Source organism: Pseudomonas bijieensis (assembly GCF_013347965.1).
Classification (GTDB): Bacteria; Pseudomonadota; Gammaproteobacteria; order Pseudomonadales; family Pseudomonadaceae; genus Aquipseudomonas; species Aquipseudomonas bijieensis.
This window is the reverse complement of the sequence record NZ_CP048810.1, coordinates 776,378-795,664: the sequence shown is the minus strand read 5'-3', so window position 1 is coordinate 795,664 and position 19,287 is coordinate 776,378. Positions and strand designations below refer to the sequence as shown.

Sequence of the window (19,287 nt, the reverse complement as noted above, 5' to 3'; positions counted from 1 at the left end):
CCAGGCGCTGGCGCACCCGGGAGACCCATTGCACCGCCAGCAGCGAGTGTCCGCCGAGTTCGAAGAAATGATCATGACGTCCCACCTGGGCGACGCCCAGCAGGTCGCGCCAGATCTCGGCCATGAGCGTTTCCTGTTCACCGCTTGGCGCTTCATAAGCCTGGGCGGTCCAGGCGTCTTCGCCGGGCACCGGCAAGGCCGCGCGGTCGAGTTTGCCGTTGGGGGTCAGGGGCAGTGCGTCCAGGGGCACGACCAGCGCTGGCGCCATGTACCCCGGCAAGCGGCTCGCCAGGGCCTCGCGCAGCGCCGTTGGCGTCAACGGCGCTGCGTCCGCCGTCGCCACGGCATAGGCCACCAGCGCGGGCTCGCGACCATTACGCTGGACCGCCAGCACTGCTGCGGCGGCCACGTGTGGAAGCGCGAGCAGAGCCGCTTCGATTTCCCCCAGTTCGATGCGAAAACCACGAATCTTGACCTGGAAATCGTTGCGCCCCAGGTAATGCAACTGGCCGTCGGCGTCCCAGAAACCCAAGTCGCCAGTGCGGTACAGCCGCGCCGTCGGCTCGGCACTGAACGGGTCGGGCAGGAAGCGCTCGCGGTTCAGTTCGGGCCGCCGATGGTAGCCACGCCCCACGCCGGCCCCGCCGATATACAACTCGCCAGTCACGCCCACCGGCAATGGTTGCCCCGCGTCATCCAGCACGTGCACCTGAGTATTGTCGATGGGCCGGCCAATGTGCGGGACAAAGCCGCGCGCGCGGTCCATCGAGGCCCAGGTCGAATAGACCGTGGTCTCGGTCGGGCCATAGAGGTTGTTGACCTGGTGCACCGCGCCATGGGCGAACAGCCGCTCGACCAAGTGTCGCGGCAGCGCTTCGCCGGCGAGGTTGACGGTGCCCAGCGAGTCCGGCAGCGCATCGGCGCGCAGCAAGGCGTCAACGGCCGACGGCACACTGTTGAGCAGGCTCAGGGCGGGACGGTGCTCAAGCAGGGCAAGGGCGTCGTCGACCAGTTCGAGGGTGCCGCCGCAGGACAACGGCGCGAAGCATTCGAACACCGACAAGTCGAAGTTGATCGAAGTGCTGAACAGGCTGTGGGCAAGGGTTTCAGCGCTAAAGCTACGCAGGGCCCAGTCGAGGAAATTGCGCGCGTTGCGGTGTTCGATCATCACCCCCTTGGGTTGCCCGGTAGAGCCGGAGGTGTAGATCATGTAGGCCAGGTGGCTGGCCTCCAACGCCACAGCCAACGGCGTCGTGTCGCCGGTGTGCAAGGCCTCGTCGACATTGAGCTGCCGGCAGGTAGCGGCGAGGGTGAGGCCCAGCGGCGCGTCGCCCATCGTCAGCACTGCCACGGGGGCACTGTCGTCGAGCATGTAGGCCAGGCGTTGAGTCGGGTAGGCCGGGTCCAGCGGAACGTACGCGCCGCCCGCCTTGAGCACGGCCAGCAGCGCGACGATCAATTCCGGACAGCGGCGCAAGTGAACACCGACCCGTGCCTCGGGCCCGACACCCAGTGCTTGCAGTTGCCGAGCCAGGCGATTGGCCTGGCGGTCGAGCTGTCCGTAGCTGAGCACGCGCCCCTTGCAACGCACCGCCTCAGCCTCCGGGGTCAAGCGAGCCTGTGCTTCGAAGCGCTGGTGCAGCAAGGCACGTTCGGGCTGCGTACGCTGCGTGGCGTTGAACCGGGCCAAGCGCTGATGCTCGTCCGCCGGCAGGACGTCGAGGGTTTGGGCGAGCTGTTGCGCGTTGTGATCCAGGGCTTCGACCAGGCTGGCGAGGGCACGGTGCAGGAAGGACCAGACCCGTTGCGCCCCCACCGAACCGGCAATTTGCGCAGTCACGCCGAAGCCTTGGCCAAGGTCGTCCACCGAAACGGTGAAGGGATAGTTGGTGCGTTCAGCGCTGCTCAACACTTGCATGCCCTCGACACTTTGGTGTGGCGTGTCTTCCAGGCTGTAGCGAAAATTCAACAGCGCGGAAAACAACGGCGTGCTGGCCGGCACGCCGCTGCAGCGCTGGGCCATGGTCAACGGTGCGTGCTCATGTTCGAGCAACCCCAGCAAGGCCTGATGAGTACGTTGCAGGCTGTCGCTTACCGAGCTCTGCGCGAAGCCGATGCGCAACGGTAAGGTATTGATGAAAACCCCCAATGCCTGATCGGCGCCTTGCACGCCTTGCAAACGACCGAGCAAGACAGTGCCGAATACCACGTCGGCGCGTCCGGTGGCCTTGCCCAACACCAGCGCCATGGCCAGGTGAAACAGACTGGCGACACTCACCTGATGGCGCCGTGCCGCCTGGCGCAGGGCGAGCGCCAGCGTGGGGTCCAGCGACCCGTGGGCCTCGTCGATTTCACCGGTATTTTGCACATCCAGCAGGCCAAACGGGGCGGTGGGTTCGCTGACGTCGGCGAGCATGGTTTGAAAAAAAGCCTGCTGTCGGGCGCTGTCCTGGCCGCGCCGGGCGTGCCCGACGAAGGTCCGGAACGGTACCGGTGCGCGCAACTGCGCCTCGCGGCCCTGCTGGATCAGCACGATTTCCTCGACCATGCGTTCCAGGGTGGTGTGGTCCAGCACCAAATGATGGTGCAAGACCTGCAGCAACCAACGTTGCTGGCCGGCGTCGAACGCCTTCACCACCCGTAGCAGCGGCGCCTGGCGGATGTCCAGGCGCCGTTGCCGGGGATTGGTGTGGGCCTGTAGTTGAGCGAGCGCATCGGCTTCGGTAATGCGCAGGATCTCGATGGGCAGCGGCGCCTCCCGCCAGACCACCTGCACGGGTTGCTCCAGGTCTTCCCAGGCCAGGGCGGTGCGCAAAATGTCGTGGCGGGCGATGACTTGTTGCAGCGCCAGGCAAAAAGCGTCCAGTCGAGCTTCGTCGCTAAAGGCCAGGGTGGTGTGCAGCAGGTAGGTGTCGCCTTCGTCTTGCAACAAATAGTGAAAGAACAGGCCTTCCTGCAACGGCGCCAGGGGATAGATGTCCTGCACGTTGGCCGCGCCACCCTCGACGCTGGCGACGATGCGGTCGATCTGCGCCTGGGTCAATTCCACCAACGGCAACAACTCAGGCGTGATGTGGGTGCAGCCCAACGGCAGGGACGCTCCCAGTACCTCGGGATCATGGCTGGGGGGCGTTTCGCGGTGCGCCAGCGCCGTGGCCAGTGCGGCGATGGTGGGCGCACCGAACAGGGTGCGAACATCAATGGCCCAGTCTTCGGCACGCATGTGTTCGACCAGTTGCACCGCCAGCAGCGAGTGCCCACCGAGGGCAAAGAAGTTGTCCTGGCGTCCCACGTGCGGCACGCCAAGGACCTGGGCCCAAAGCTCGGCCAGGCGGGTTTCCACTGGCCCTTGCGGCGCTTCGTAGCGTTGTTGGGCGAAATGATTTTCGTCGGGGTCGGGCAGGGCACGACGGTCCAGTTTGCCGTTGGCGGTCAGGGCAAAACTGTCCACCTGGACGAAGGCCGCAGGCAGCATGTAGTCCGGCAGCACGGCGGCCAGGCGCGTGCGCAATTCGCTCGGTTCCTGGGCTGTGGTGGCGGTGAAATAGGCCAGCAGACGTTGCTGGGCATCGGCCAGGACCACGGCTTCGCTCACCTCGGGCAAGGCCTTGAGCTGCGCTTCGATCTCGCCCAGTTCGATGCGAAAGCCACGGATCTTGACCTGGAAGTCGTTACGTCCCAGGAACATCAGCACACCGTCGGCGCGCCAGCGAGCCAGGTCGCCGGTGCGATACAGGCGCGAGCCCGGCTGGAACGGGTTGGGCACGAAGCGTTGTTCGCTCAGTTGCGTCTGGTTCAAGTAACCCAGGGCCAACCCGTCGCCGCCGATGTACAGCTCGCCAGCGACACCGATGGGCAGCGGACGGCGCTGTTCGTCGAGCACGTAGACCTGGGTGTTGCCGATGGGTTTGCCGATGGGGATATCGCCGTTCAGGGCGTCTTCAAGGGTGACGCGGTGGGTGGTGGTAAAAGTAGTGCTTTCGGTCGGCCCGTAGCCGTTGAGCAGGTGTTGGGGCGGCGAGTGGCGCAGCACCTGGGCGATGCGCCGAGGGTCGAGCACATCGCCGCCGACCATCAGGTAGCGCAGGTTGCGAAATGCCGGGGCCAAGGGTTCGGCAAACTGATGAAAGAGCCCGGCGGTGAGCCACAGCACGCTGACTTCATGGTGCAGCAGATGCTCATTGAAACGCGCAACGTCGAGCAGGGTATCGCGTGGGCAGACCACCAGGCAGCCGCCGTTGAGCAATGCGCCCCAGATCTCCAGGGTGCTGGCATCGAACGCCGGGTTGGCGGCCAGGGCAATCCGGTCCTGGGCGTTGAACTCGGCGAAACCGTTGTTGCGCACCAGCCGGGTAACCGCACGGTGGGGGACTTGCACACCCTTGGGCGCGCCAGTGGAGCCGGAGGTATACATGATGTAGGCGGTCGCTTCGGCAGACACCGAGGGATGCTGGCGCGGCGTGGCGAGAGAGCCCTGGGCCAGGGTGTTTTCCCAGGCTGCCAAGGCCAGGTGTCGGACCGTCGGGTCGAGCACGCTCGAGGGCGGTTCGTCGGTGAGCAACCAGGCACTGCCGCAATCGTGCAGTAGGGTACGTTGCCGCTCCAGCGGGGTGGCCGTGTCGATGGACACATAGGCTGCGCCGTTTTTCAGAATCGCCAGGATTGTCGCGACCAGACGCGGGCCACGGTCCAGGCGCAGGGCCACCCGATCACCCGGTCGCACGCCGTGTTCGGCCAGCCAGTTCGCCAGTTGTTCGGCGTAATGGTCGAGCTGACGATAGCTTAGCGAATGGTCGCCATCCTGCACCGCCGTCGCCTCGGGGCGGCGCTGTACCTGGGCCTCGAATAACGTGTGTAGCGACTCGCTTGACGGGTAATCGAGGGCGCTGGCATTGAAGGCATGCAGCACGTGTTCGCGCTCGGCTGCGCCGAGAATCGACAGCCCATCGAGGGGTTGCTGGTCATCGTCGACCATGGCCTGCAACGTGGCGCACAGGGCCTGCCAATGCCGCTGCACGGTGCTGGCCTCGAACAGCGCCGTAGCATAGGTCAACCGACCGCCAATCACGCCGTCGCGTTCGTGCAGGTTCAGGGTCAGGTCGAATTTGGCGCTGTCTTCGTCGGTGCTCAGCGGCGTCAATTCCAGGGCGCCCAGCGCCAGGCTCGGTTGCGGAGCGTTCTGCCAGGCGAACATGACCTGGAAGATCGGGCTGTGGGCCAGCGAACGGCTTGGATTCAAGGCCTCGACCAAATGCTCGAAGGCGACCTCCTGATGGGCCTGGGCGTCCAGCGCGGTGCGCCGCACCTGGGCGAGCAATTGCGCAACCTGGCTGACCTCGTCGAGCCGTATACGCAACGCTTGGGTGTTGACGAAAAAGCCGATCAGCGGCTCGACTTCGACACGGGTCCGGTTCGCCAGCACCGAGCCGATCACCAGGTCATTCTGCCCGGACAACCGCGCCAGCACGATCGACCAGGCGGCCAGGACGGTCATGAACAAGGTGCTGCCGTGCCGGTCGCTCAGCTGTTTGATGGACTGGACCAGACCCGTGTCGATGCTGACTTCCAGGCTGGCACCGGTGAAATCCTGGTGCGCCGGACGTGGCCGGTCCAAGGTCAGGTTCAACAGTGGCGGGGCGTCTTCGAGCTGGGTGCGCCAGTAAGCCAGTTGTTCGGCGATTCGTTGCGCCTGGCGCGGTGAGCGTTGCCACAGGGCGTAGTCGGCGTACTGGATGGCCAGCGGCGGCAGCGGGTCGGCCTGGTCCAGGACAAAGGCCCGGTACAGTTCGGTCAGTTCGCGGGTGAGTACCCCCAGCGACCAGGCATCGCCGACGATGTGGTGCAAGGTGACCAGCAGGACGTGCTCCTGGTCGGCCAGGCGCAACAGGCGCGCGCGAATCAACGGGCCGCGCGCCAGGTCGAATGGCGCCTGTGCTTCGGCGGCGCAGCGGGCCTGGAATATCGCCTGTGGCTGGCCGCGCAGGTCTTCGTTGGGCATGACGAAGGCCTGCGGTGGGGCGATGACCTGGACCGGTTCACCACCTTCGGACACGAAACGGGTGCGCAAGGCTTCATGCCGCTCAACGATGCGCGACAGCGCCGCGCGCAATGCCGATTCGTGTAACGCTCCGCGCAAATGCAGACCACCGGCCATGTGGTAGGCGGCGCTGGCCTGGGCATCCAGGTGGGCGATAAACCACAAGCGCTGCTGGGCAAACGACAGCGGTAGCCGTGCGGGCCGCGCAACGATCGGGATGGGCGCCGCACCGTATTGTCCGGACGCGGCCAAGGCTTCGATAGCCTGGGCCTGACGCTGCAGGGTTGGCTGGTCGAACACGCAGGCCAGCGGTAGCTCGATCCGCAGTTGTTGACGCAGTTGGGAAATCAACTGCACTGCCAGCAGCGAATGGCCGCCGGCTTGGAAAAAATGCTCGTCCCGACCGACCCGTGGCAACCCCAACAAACGGCTCCAAATGGCCGCCAACTGGATTTCCAGTGGACCTTGGGGCGGTTCGAAGTGCCCCCCGGTCGCGCCATGCTCGGGCGCGGGCAGGGCGCTGCGATCAAGCTTGCCATTGGGCGTCAGCGGCAAGGCCGACAAGGCGACGTAAGCGCTGGGCTGCATGTACTCCGGCAGGCCAGAGGCCAGGACGTCGCGCAGTTGCACCTCGGACACCGACACGCCTGGCTGGGCCACCCAGTACGCCACCAAGCGTGGATCCCCGGCCACCTCTTCCCGAGCGATCACCACGGCGTGCTGCACGCCCGACACCCGGCCCAGGGCCGCTTCGATTTCCCCCAGCTCGATGCGATAGCCACGCACCTTGACCTGGAAGTCGTTGCGCCCCAGGTAGAGGAGCTGACCCTCGGCGGTCCAGCGGCCCAGGTCTCCGGTGCGGTACATCCTTGCGCCGGGCTGGGTGGCGAACGGGTCCTCCAGGAAGCGCTCTGCGCTCAGTGCTGGCCGATTCAGGTAGCCACGGGCGACCCCGGCGCCGCCGATATAGAGCTCCCCGACCACGCCCAGCGGTACCAACTGCCGATGGGCATCGAGGATGTACACCTGGGTGTTGTCCAGCGGCCGTCCGATACCGGGCACGAAACCCTGCTCGCGGCTCATCGATACCCAGGTCGAATACGTGGTGGTTTCCGAAGGACCGTACAGGTTGCACAGGCGCTGCACCGCGCTGTGGGCGAACACTTGCTCGACCAGGCTCTGCTTGAGGGGCTCGCCGGCCAGGTTGACCACACGCGTCGAGGCCGGGATCGCCTGGGCACCGACCAGCGCGTCAAGCGCCGAAGGCACGCTGTTGATTAGCGTCACCGGCACCGGGCAGTCGAGCAAGGCCAGGGCATTGCGGGCCACGTGCAAGGTCGCGCCAGCGGCCAGAGGGACGAAATACTCGAACACCGCCAGGTCGAAGTTGATCGAAGTGGCAAACAGGCTGTCCCGCAGGCTGACCGCGTCGAATGCGTGCAGCGCCCAGTTCAGCAAGTTGCAGGCGTTGCGGTGCTCGATCATCACGCCCTTGGGTGTGCCCGTGGACCCTGAGGTGTAGATCACGTAGGCCAGGTGCGCGCTGGTCAGGCCCAGGCTAGCTGGGTCGGGGTTGTCGCTGGGGAGTTCGGCCAGGCTGGCCTGGGTATGGGGGTCGTCCAGGCACAGCAGCTCGCAACCGCTGGGCGCTGGAACGCTGGATTGCAGGGCGCGAAGTGTCAACAGTGCCCGCGGCGCGCTGTCTTCGAGCATGTGCAGCAAACGTTCCCGAGGATACGCCGGATCCAACGGCACATAGGCGGCGCCGGCCTTGAGAATCCCGAGCAGGGCGATCAGCAGGTGCGGGCCGCGTTCCAGACAGATCGCGACACGGCTGTCGGGCTCGACCCCGGCCTGCAATAGACGGTGCGCCAACCGGTTGGCCTGGGCATTGAGCTGCCCATAGGTCAGCGGACTCGAGCCATCGGCGGCCTCGAAACGTGCGGCGATGGCTTGTGGTTGCCGCTCGGCCTGTTGCTCCAGTGCCAGGTGCAGCAAGCCCGGGCCAGGAAGGGCGCGGGTGGTGGCGTTGAAGGTGCGTAACAGCCGTTCCTGTTGCGCACCAGGCAACACCGAAAGTTGGCACGCCAGGGTCTGTGGATGCCGTTCGAGGGCCTCCAGCAGGTTCTGCAGCGCTGTGTTGAGCCAGTCGAGCACCGGTTCGGCACCGACCTGGGCGTCGATTTGCAGGCTCAGCGAAAAACCTTCGCCCAGATCGTCCACCGACAAGTTGAATGGGTAGTTGGTGCGTTCCTCGCCCCCCAGTACGCGCATGCCGGCCAGCATTGGGGCGTGCTCGGTGGCAGCGCTATGCCGGTAGTTGAGCAACGCCGAGAACAGCGGCGTGCCACTGGGCAAGGCACTGCAACGCTGGGCCAGGCCGAGGGGCGCGTGCTCGTGGGCAATCAACCGACTGAGCAGCGCGTGGGTGTCGCGCAGCGCCTGTTCCACCGGCACCGCCAGGCGCACCCGCAATGGCAGGGTATTGATGAACAGCCCCATGGCGGTCGCGGCTTCGCCGGCGCCGAGCAAACGACCGAACATCACCGTGCCGAACACCACGTCGTCGCGGCCGCTGGTCTTGCCCAGGACCAGGGCCCAGGCCAGGTGCAACAGACTGGCGCTACTGACGCCCAGGTTGCGTGCGAGCAGACGGATCCGGCGACTCAGATCGATCGCCAGCGGTGCCTCCAGGGTCTGGACCTGGCTGCCATCGCCGCGTACGTCGAGCAGCCCGCACGGTGCGGTGGGTTCATCGATATCGCCCAGCAGCTCGGTGAAGAACGCGGCATGTTGCGCTTCGCTCAGCCCCTGGCGAGCGCGCAGCACGAAATCGCGGAACGGCTGTGGTGGTTGCAGTTCGGCCAGCCGACCTTGCTGGATCGCCGCGACCTCCCGAACCAGCCGTTCCAGCGAGGTGTGGTCCATCACCGCGTGGTGGTGCAACAGTTGCAACAGCCAGCGTCCGGCGCGTGGGTCCTCGGCGGCCACCGCGCGCATCAAGGGCGCCTGGCGCAGGTCCAGGCGCCGCTGCCGTGGATCGGTGTGGGCGCGCAATGCAGCCTCGACATCGGCCTGGGCGGGGTTGATCAGTTCCAGCGTCAACGGCGACTGGCGCCAGACCACCTGCACCGGTTCATCGAGGCCCTCCCAGGCCAAGGCGGTGCGCAGGATGTCATGGCGGGCGATGGCTTGGTTGAGCGCGTCCATGAAGCGCTGCAAACAGGGCTCGTCGTCGAAGGCCAGCAGCACATTGAGCAGATAGGTGTCGCCGCGCTGTTGAAGCAGGTGATGAAACAGAATGCCCGCTTGCAAGGGCACCAGTGGGTAGATGTCCTGGATATTGGCGGCGCCGCCTGGTACGCCGGCGACGATGCTGGCGAGCTGGGCTTCGTCCAACTGGCAGAGGTCGAACATCGCCGGGGTAATGTGCGTGGTGCCCTTGGGCAATCCGCTCTCGAGGGGCGGTAGTGCGACAGGTTGGCGCAAGGCTTCGATAAGTGCCGGTTTGTGGCTGCGCAGCAGCGCGATCAGTTCCTGGTCGGCCAGGACCTGGTCGTCGGCCACCACCGATAATTGATCGCCACGCAATGACAGGGTCACGCCACGTTGTTTGAGCAGAGCCAGCAGTTGAGCCGCAGTCACAGGAGCATCTCCTTCAAAGGGGTAGTGGCCGCGGCCAGACCTGCCAGGGTCGGGGCGGTGAACAGTTGGCTGATATCCACCCGCAAGCGGTGTTGGCGCATGCGTTCGACCAGACTCATGGCGATCAACGAGTGACCGCCCAGGGCGAAGAAATTGTCGTGGCGACCGACCCGCTCGACATTCAGCAGCTCGCACCAGAGCGCCGCCAGGGTGATCTCCACCTCGCCTTGGGGGGCTTCATAGTGCGTTTGCACGTAGGCCTGGGCGTCAGGTTCAGGCAGGGCGTTGCGGTCGAGCTTGCCGTTGGCGGTCAGCGGCAGACTGTCCAGGCGCACATACGCGCTAGGCAGCATGTAATCGGGCAAGCGTTCACCGAGGGTGGTGCGTGCCTGGCTCGGGGTTGGCAGGGCCGAGCCCTGAAGGTAGGCGACCAGGCGCGTCACGCCATGGCGGTCGGCGCGCCCCACCACCACGGCCTGGCGCACGCCGGGCAGCGCCAGTAGGTGGCTTTCGATTTCACCCAGCTCGATGCGGTGCCCATGGATCTTCACTTGAAAGTCCGTGCGCCCCAAGTAGCTGAGGCTGCCGTCCAGCTCCCAGCGTCCGAGGTCGCCGGTGCGATAGAGCCGCGCGCCCGGCTGGCGGGTAAACGGGTCGACAATGAAGCGCTCGCGGGTCAGGTCCTCGCGTTGCCAGTAACCACGGGCCACGCCATAGCCACCAATATGAATTTCCCCTGCCACCCCCAACGGCGCGCGTCGGCCATGGCCATCGAGCACCTGCACCTGGGTATTGGGCAGCGGCTGGCCGAGGCTTGGCTGCGAATGGTGATCGAGCCAGGCGCTGGTGGTGTCGACCGTGCATTCGGTGGGGCCGTAGACGTTCAACACCCGTACCTCGTGCTCGCTGGCCAACTGCGTCCACAACTCGCTGGGCACTGCTTCGCCGCCGAGCAGGATGCGCCGCGGCAACGGTACGGCCGATGCCAGCGTTTGTCGGTGCTTGAGCAAGGCCTGCATCTGGCTTGGAGTGCAATCGAATACAGTGACCTGCTGGGCGCTCAGGTAGCCGAGCAAGGCGCCGGCATCCAGGCGCACACGTTTGGGGACCAGCACCAGGCAGTGGCCACTCAGCCATTGGCAGAGCTGCTGCACCGAGGCATCGAAGGCGACCGAGGCGTTGAGTGAGCAGCGTGTGCCGGGCAGCAGATCGTCCAGGCGTTGGCGCAACCCGGCCCAGAGGTTGAGCACCGAGCGGTGTTCGACCATGACGCCTTTGGGCTGTCCGGTGGAACCGGAGGTGTAGATCAGGTAGGCCAGGTCGCTGGGTTGCTGACCCAGCGCGGCGCCATCGGGGTTGTCTGCGCAGGCCTGTTGCCAGGCCGCGAGCCCTTGCGATTGTGCATCGAGGCTGAGCAACGGTCTGCCGTCGAAAGACGGTAGCCGGTCGCGCAGGTGTTCCTGGGTAAGCAGGGCGGCCGGGGCGCTGTCGCTGAGCATGTAAGCCAGGCGTGTCACCGGGTAGTCCGGATCCAGCGGTACATAGGCGCAACCGGCTTTCCACACGGCCAGCAGGGCGATCGCCAGATGGGCCTCGCGTTCCAGGCAGACCGCGATGCGCTGGCCGCGCTGTATACCCATCGCGAGCAGATGATGGGCCAGGCGATTGGCCTGTTGGTTGAGCTGACGAAAGCTCAGGGCCTGGTGTTCGTCGATGACCGCCAGGGCGTCCGGGCTGCGCGCGGCCTGTTCGGCAAAGCGTTGTTGCAAGGTCGCGTCGGGGGCCTGCGCGGCGAGCGGTGGGTTGAGGCGGTCCAATTGCGCCTTTTCTTCGTCAGACAGCACGCACAATTGCAGCACGGAGGTATCGCCGGCTTGCTCCAGCGCTTCCACCAACGCAACCAAGGCTTGTTGCATGAACCCGACGAGCCGGGCCGGGGCGTGTCCGGGGTGGGTCTGGGCGGTCAGTTGGAAACCTTCGCCCAGGTCGTCCACTGCCAGGTTGAACGGATAATGGGTGCGCTCTTCGCTGTGCAACAAGCTCATTCCCGGAATGGCCTGGCGCAGGTCCGCCTGCTCGGCATGGCTGTAGCGGTAATTGAACAACGCGCTGAACAGCGCGGTGCCCGCCGGCATGGCGCTGCAACGCTGGGCCAAGGCCAGCGGGGTCTGCTCGTGGCTCAGCAAACCGTTCAACGCATGCTGCACCCGGGCCAGCACTACCTGCACACCGTCATCCAGGCGCACGCGCAACGGCAAGGTGTTGATGAACAGCCCCACGGTCCGGTCCGCGTGGGCCCCGGCCTGCAGGCGCCCGAACAGGACCGTGCCGAAGACCACGTCATCGCGCCCGCTGAGGTGACTCAAGACCAACGCCCAGGCCAAGTGACAGACACTGGCCGCGCTCACCCCGTGGGCGCTGGCCTGTTGACGCAAGCGCCGCGCCAGTTCGGCTGGCAGCGCTTGCCGGTGTTCCAGGGCCTGCCAGCGCGGATCGGTTTCCAGGTCGATGGCAAAGGGCAGGGTGGGTTCCTCCAGGTCGCCCAACTGTTCGCTGAAAAATGTCCGCGCAGCCGCCACGACGTGCGCCTGTCGCGCCTGGGCCACCAAGCCGCGGGTGCTGGTGGGTGGCGGCAAGTCCGCCTGGCGGGCGCCTTCGATCAAGGCGATCTCCTCGATCATCAGCTCCAGCGAGGTGTGATCCACCACTACGTGATGATGCAGCAGCAACAGCAACCAGCGCTCATGGACGGCATCGAACGCCACCCGCGCCTCGATCAGCGGTGCCTGGCACAAGTCGAGCCGGTAATGGCGGGGATCGGCGCTGGCCTGCAATTGCCCGGCGACGTCGTCACTGCTGAACAACAGACGACGAGGCACGAAGGCCACCTGGCGCAAGACCACTTGCAGGGGTTCGTCCAAGTCTTCCCAGAGCACCAGGGTACGCAAGGCGTCATGCCGGGCGATGACCTGCTCCAATGCGGCGCAAAAGCCTTGCAGGTATGCCTCGTCGGTAAACGCCAACAGGCTGCGCAACACGTAGCGATCCCCGGCGCTTTGCGCGCGATGGTGATAGAGCATGCCTTCCTGCAAAGGGCCCAGCGGATAGATATCCTGGATGTTGGCGGCACCGCCGGGGACCCGGGCCGCGATCAGGTCGATCTGGGCCTGGGGCAACTCGACCAGGTCGAGCATCGGCGGGGTGATCCGTGAGCAAGGGGTAGGAATGCGCGTGACACTGGCTTCAGGCGCGGCGCCAGTGCCGAGTGTCTCCAGGCGCTGGGCCAAGGTGGCGAGGGTCGGACGTTCGAAAATGCTGCGGATGTCCAGGTCCCAGCCGTTGCGCCGCAGTTGTTCGAGCAGTTGTACCGCCAACAACGAGTGCCCGCCGAGGCTGAAGAAGTCATCCTCGCGACCGATGTCCGGTTCACCGAGTATCTGCGTCCAGATCGCTGCCAGGCGCCGTTCGGTGTCCCCGCGTGGCACCTGTTTGGCGTGGCCAGCGGACGCTGCGGCAGGCGCTGGCAAAGCTTGGCGATCGAGTTTGCCGTTGGGTGTCAGTGGCAGGTGAGTCAGGACGACACATGCGCTGGGCAGCATGTAGTCCGGCAAACGGCTTTCCAGATGAGCGCGGACTTCGGCCAGATCCGGGGCAGGGCTGGCGGGGTCATGGGGCACCAGGTAGGCGACCAGGCGCGAGTCGCCGGAAGGGCCGGGTTGGGCCAATACCACCGCTTCGCGCAGGTCCGGCATGCCGAGCAATTGGGCTTCGATCTCACCCAGTTCGATGCGAAAGCCGCGTACCTTGACCTGGAAATCGTTACGCCCCAGGTATTCCAAGTGACCATCGGCACGCCAGCGCCCCAGATCACCCGTGCGGTACATGCGCGCGTCGGGCGCGGTGACAAAAGGGTCGGGTAGAAACCGCTCGGCGCTCAGCTCCGGCCGGTTCAGGTAGCCGCGCGCCACGCCCGCGCCGCCTATGTAGATTTCCCCGGCCACCCCCAGCGGCACCGGCTGGCGATGCCGATCGAGCAGGTATACGCGGGTGTTGTCCAGCGGTCGGCCGATGCCGGCTACGTAGCCTTCTTCGCGACGCATCGACAGCCAGGTCGAGTAGGTGGTGGTTTCCGTCGGTCCGTAGAGGTTGCAAACCCGACGCGTGGCGCTCTGGGCGAACAGTTGTTCCACCAGGCGCGCCTTGAGCGGTTCGCCGGCCAGGTTGACGACTCGGGTCGCGCCGGGGATGGCGCCGATCCTGAGCAGCTCCTCGACCGCCGACGGTACGCTGTTGATCAGCGATACGGCGCTGGGCTGCGAAACCAGGGCCAAGGCATTGTCGACCAGTTGCAGGGCCGCGCCGGCGGTCAAGGGGACAAAGCATTCGAACACCGCCAGGTCGAAATTGATCGAGGTGGCGAACAGGCTGCGTTGCAGTTCATCCGTCTCGAAGCTGCGCAGGGCCCAGTGCAGCAGGTTGCAGGCGTTTCGGTGTTCGATCATCACGCCCTTGGGCAGCCCGGTCGAGCCGGATGTGTAGATCACATAGGCCAGGTGCGCCGCGTGCAGGCCGTTGACGTCGGGATTTTCCATCGGCAAGGCGGACAACTGCGCTTGCAACGCCGGGTCGTCCAGCTCCCAGCGCTCGGTCGTCGGCGTGGTCGGTAGCCGACCTCGAAGTGACTGGCTGCTCAGGACCATGCGCGGCGCGCTGTCTTCGAGCATGTGCAGCAGGCGTGCCGGCGGGTAAGTAGGGTCCAGGGGCACGTAGGCGCCGCCGGCCTTCAAGATGGCCAGCAAGGCGACCAGCAGGTGCGGGCCGCGCTCCAGACAGATCGCCACCCGATCATCGGGGCGCAGGCCGGACGCCAGCAAGGCATGGGCCAGTTGGTTGGCCTGGCGGTTGAGCTGGCCATAGGTGAGCGTCGTGGTACCGGCGGTTGCGGTTGCAACATACGCGGCCACGGCGTCGGGGCGCAACGCGGCCTGCTGTTCGAACGGTTGTTGCAGCAGGGTGTCACGTGGGTGCGGCTGATGGGTCGCGTTGAACACTTCCAGTACTTGTTCGCGTTGCCTCGCGGGCAAGCTGTCGAGTGTGCAGGCAAGGGTCATCGGCGCCGTTTCCAAGGTCTGCGCAACCACCCACAGGGCTTGGATCATATGCGCCAGGACCGCTTCGGCGCAGACCGAACGCTGGATTTGCGCGGTCAGGGCAAATCCATCGCCCAAGTCATCGACAGACAGGCAGAACGGGTAGTTGCTGCGTTCCACGCTGCCCAGCACCTGGATGCCTGGCAGGTTGAATTCCGGGCGTGCCGAGTGCTGGGCCTGGCTGTGGCGGAAGTTCAGCAGGGCCGTGAACAGCGGCGCCTGGGCCGGCAAGGCGCTGCAACGTTGTGCCAGGGCCAGAGGCGCGTGTTCATGGGCGAGTAATTCGATCAGCCGCGTATGGATCTGACGCAACGCAGTGTGCAGCGGCGTGTCGAGGTCGATGCGCAGTGGCAGGGTGTTGATGAACATGCCCAGGGCCCGGTCGACCTGCTGGCCCCCGGTGAACCGCCCGAACAGCACCGTGCCAAAGACTACGTCGTCGCGGCCACTGGTCTTGCCGACCAGCATCGCCCAGGCCAGGTGGAACAGGCTGGCGACGCCCACCCCTTGGGTCTTGGCTTGGCGCCGCAAGCGCAGGGACAAGGCCGGTTCGAGCTGGCACTGCGCCTCGCGATTGTCACGGCCCGTGCCTTGGATATCGTGCAGACCATAGGGCAGGGTCGGCTCGTCAACGTCGCCAAGCAGTCGCTGGAAATATGCCTCGGCACTCGCTTGACGCCGAGGCTCGCGGGCCTGGGCCACGAACGGGCGAAATGGCACGCTAGGCGGCAGCCGATGATCGGGATCGAGCATCAAGGCGCGGACTTCGGCAAATAGCAGGCCCAGGGTGGCATGGTCGATGGCCAGGTGGTGGTGGACCAATTGCAACTGCCACTGTTGCCGGGGTGCGTCGAAGCGCGTGAACGCCTGCGCCAACGGCGCGCGACGAATGTCCAGTGCACGCTCGGCAAAGGTTTCCCCATCGGTGAGGAGGACCACGGGCAGACGGGCAGTGCGCCAGACCACTTGCACCGGCTCGTCCAGGCCCTGCCAGAGCACCCCGCTGCGCAGGATGTCATGGCGGGCAATCACTTGGTCGAACGCTGCGATGAACCCCTGCAGGCGCTCGCGGCTGTCGAAGGCGAGGGTGGCTCGCAGCAGGTAGGCATCGTCCGTGGGCTGCAGCAAGTGTTGGAACAGCAGGCCTTCCTGCAACGGCGCGAGGGGGTAGATGTCCTGCACGTTGGCGATGCCGCCGTCGACGCTGGCGACGATGCGATCGATCTGCGCTTGGGGCAGGTTCACCAGCGGCACATGTTCTAGGGTGATGCGGACACAGTGCGGCGGGATGGACGCTGTTACCGGTTCGCCGGCCTCGACGGGCTCGCCGGGGTGTTCCAGCGCCAGGGCCAGGTTGAGCAAGTTGCTGGCGTTGAACAACGTTCCGACATCCAGGCTCCAGCCCTGTACGCGTAATTGTTCGACCAATTGCACCGCCATCAACGAGTGCCCACCGAGGGCAAAGAAGTTGTCCTGGCGCCCCACGCGCGGCACGCCGAGGACCTGGGCCCAAAGCTCGGCCAGGCGGGTTTCCACTGGCCCTTGCGGCGCTTCGTAGCGTTGTTGGGCGAAATGATTTTCGTCGGGTTCGGGCAGGGCGCGACGGTCCAGCTTGCCGTTGGCGGTCAGGGCAAAACTGTCCACTTGCACGAAGGCTGCTGGCAGCATGTAGTCTGGCAGCACGGCGGCCAGGCGCGCGCGCAACTCGCTCGGTTCCTGGGCCGTGGTGGCGGTGAAATAGGCCAGCAGACGTTGCTGGGCATCGGCCAGGACCACGGCTTCGCTCACCTCGGGCAAGGCCTTGAGCTGCACTTCGATCTCGCCCAGTTCGATGCGAAAGCCACGGATCTTGACCTGGAAATCGTTACGCCCCAGGAACATCAGCACACCGTCGGCGCGCCAGCGAGCCAGGTCGCCGGTGCGATACAGACGCGAGCCCGGCTGGAACGGGTTGGGCACGAAGCGTTGTTCGCTCAGTTGCGGCTGGTTCAAGTAACCCAGGGCCAACCCGTCACCGCCGATGTACAGCTCGCCAGCAACGCCAATGGGCAGCGGACGGCGCTGTTCATTGAGCACGTAGACCTGGGTGTTGCCGATGGGTTTGCCGATGGGGATATCGCCGTTCAGGGCGTCTTCGAGGGTGATGCGGTGGGTGGTGGCGAAGGTGGTGCTTTCGGTCGGACCGTAGCCGTTGAGCAGGTGTTGGGGCGGCGAATGGCGCAGCACCTGGGCGATGCGCCGAGGGTCGAGCACATCGCCGCCGACCATCAGGTAGCGCAGGTTGCGAAACGCAGGGGCCAAGGGTTCGGCGAACTGATGAAAGAGCCCGGCGGTGAGCCACAGCACGCTGACTTCATGGTGCAGCAGATGCTCATTGAAACGCGCAACGTCGAGCAGGGTATCGCGTGGGCAGACCACCAGGCAGCCGCCGTTGAGCAATGCGCCCCAGATCTCCAGGGTGCTGGCATCGAACGCCGGGTTGGCGGCCAGGGCAATCCGGTCCTGGGCGTTGAACTCGGCGAAACCGTTGTTGCGTACCAGCCGGGTAACCGCACGGTGGGGTACTTGCACGCCCTTGGGCGCGCCAGTAGAACCAGAGGTGTACATGACGTAGGCGACGTCGCCTGCGCTATTCGTCAGTAGACGACTTGGGCCAGCGGTCGAATCTTCGTTCAAGGCCTCGACATCGATGACCTGGACGCCATCCTTCGGCGCTGGGCTGTCACCTGCGCTGAGCAGCCAAGCCGTGCCGCAATCCATCAACACTCGGGCTTGATGGGCGGCCGGGGCGTCTCGATCGATGGGCACATAGGCCGCGCCGAGCTTCAAGATCGCCAGGATCGACACGATCAGCGACGTGTCTCGAGCCATACACACTGCGACCTTGCTGCCGGTTTCGACGCCACTTGTCGCCAGGTGGCGAGCCAACCGTTCAGCGCGCTGATCGAGCTGGCGATAGCTCAGCGAGTGGTCGCCATCCAACACCGCCGTCGCCTCGGGTCGACGCTGTACCTGCGCCTCGAACAACATATGCAGTGGCTCATTGACGGGGTAGTCACGGGCGGTCGCGTTGAATTTTTCAATGACCTGATGCCGTTCGGTGTCATCGAGCAACGGCCAATCGGCCAGCACCCGGGTGGGGTCGGCGAGCACCTGCTCGGTCAGGTGTTCGAGCCGTCGCAGGTGCGCGGCGATCTGCTCGGCGTTGAACAGCCGCGGGTCGTAGTTGAACTCCAGGAGCGGTTCGGCTTGGGCCTCGTAGTCCCGCAGGTAGATGGCCAGCGGATAACGCTCGTAGCCGTTGTGCCAGGTGCGCAGCGAACAACGCGCCGACCCCAGGTTGACATCGCCGGGGTACTGCTCGACCGACAGCATCAGCTCAAACAGGTGGCCGGGATGTCCGGCCCGCGCGCGTAGCTCGCGATGCAAGGCTTGCAGCGGATAGCGTTGGTGCCGATAGCTGCGCAGGGTCTGGCTGGCGACCTGTTGCACGGTCTGGGTAAAGTTGGCGAGAGGATCGACCGCGACCGCCAATGGCAGCACCGAAGAAAACATGCCCACGGTACGTTTTTGCAAGGCATTGGCGCGGTTATGCACCGGCAGACCGATGACCAGGCGCTCCCGTTGATCGGTCACCCGGCTGAAGTAAGCGGCCAGTAAGGCGCTCAGACAATGGCTCAGCGTAGCGCCCTGGGCTTTTGCCAGCTGGCTCAGAGCATCCAGGCGCCGTGTCCCCAATGGCCAGGTTGCCTGGGCGCTGACAGCATGAGCGGTTGCATTGGGCTGTGGCTGGCGTTGTACGCTCGGCGACCGGGCGGTCTGGAACAACGGTTCCGGCAGCGCCGCAAACTGCTCCAGCCAGTATTCACGGGCCTTGTCGTAGCGCGACGAGCGCAGGTAATCCTGGTCCCTGGCCGCAAAGGTTCGGTAGCCTTCGGCCAGTTCGGGGTCCAGCACCGGTTGTTCACCACGCAGCAACTGATTGTAGGCCGCACTAACGGCCTGGCCGACCAGGCCCACCGAAGTGCCATCGCAGATCAGGTGGTGATACCGGCTGTTCCACAGGGCCTCGGTGTCGGACAACTGAAACCATTCCATGCCCCACAACGGTTGCTCATAAAGTGCGAACGGCGTGCGATTCAGTTGCGTGATAGTGGCCAGGGCCTTGGCGCGTGCCTCGGGCTCGCCGCGCCAGTCATGGTAGGCGAAAGGCGCCTCCAGGTCGGTCGCTACCCGCTGCTGCGCGTGCCCGTCGCTTTCGCTGAAGATCAGCCGCAACGCATCGTGTTGAGCGATTACCACCCGCACCGCAGCGGCAAATACCGTAAGGTCCACCGCACCGTGGACCTGCACCGTGACGCCGATGTTGTAGGAGGGGATATCGGGCGATAACAACTGGTCGAGCCAGACGGATTGCTGCGTGGAGCTTAACGAAAAGCATCGCGGTTCGATCAT

The 19,287-nt window shown here is 65.5% G+C and carries 2 protein-coding genes (1 of these 2 running past the window's edge); both read right to left on the bottom strand.

The annotated features are described in order from the left end of the window. Window positions 1–9,682, bottom strand: partial view of a non-ribosomal peptide synthase/polyketide synthase gene (locus GN234_RS03260; protein WP_176687866.1) — the 5' portion only. Its footprint begins 8,123 nt before the window's first position; 9,682 of the gene's 17,805 nt are visible here — the first part of the coding sequence; it begins with the start codon at window positions 9,680–9,682; its stop codon lies off the left edge, out of view. Then, window positions 9,679–19,287 (bottom strand): non-ribosomal peptide synthetase, encoded by a 9,609-nt coding sequence (locus tag GN234_RS03255; protein WP_176687865.1) that lies wholly within the window; start codon window positions 19,285–19,287, stop codon window positions 9,679–9,681. Before GN234_RS03255 ends, GN234_RS03260 begins: the two co-directional genes overlap by 4 nt.

Coding starts and splice junctions, on each gene's coding strand:
- GN234_RS03255 (WP_176687865.1), bottom strand. CDS start 19,287: ATGATCGAACCGCGATGCTTTTCGTTAAGCTCCACGCAGCAATCCGTC.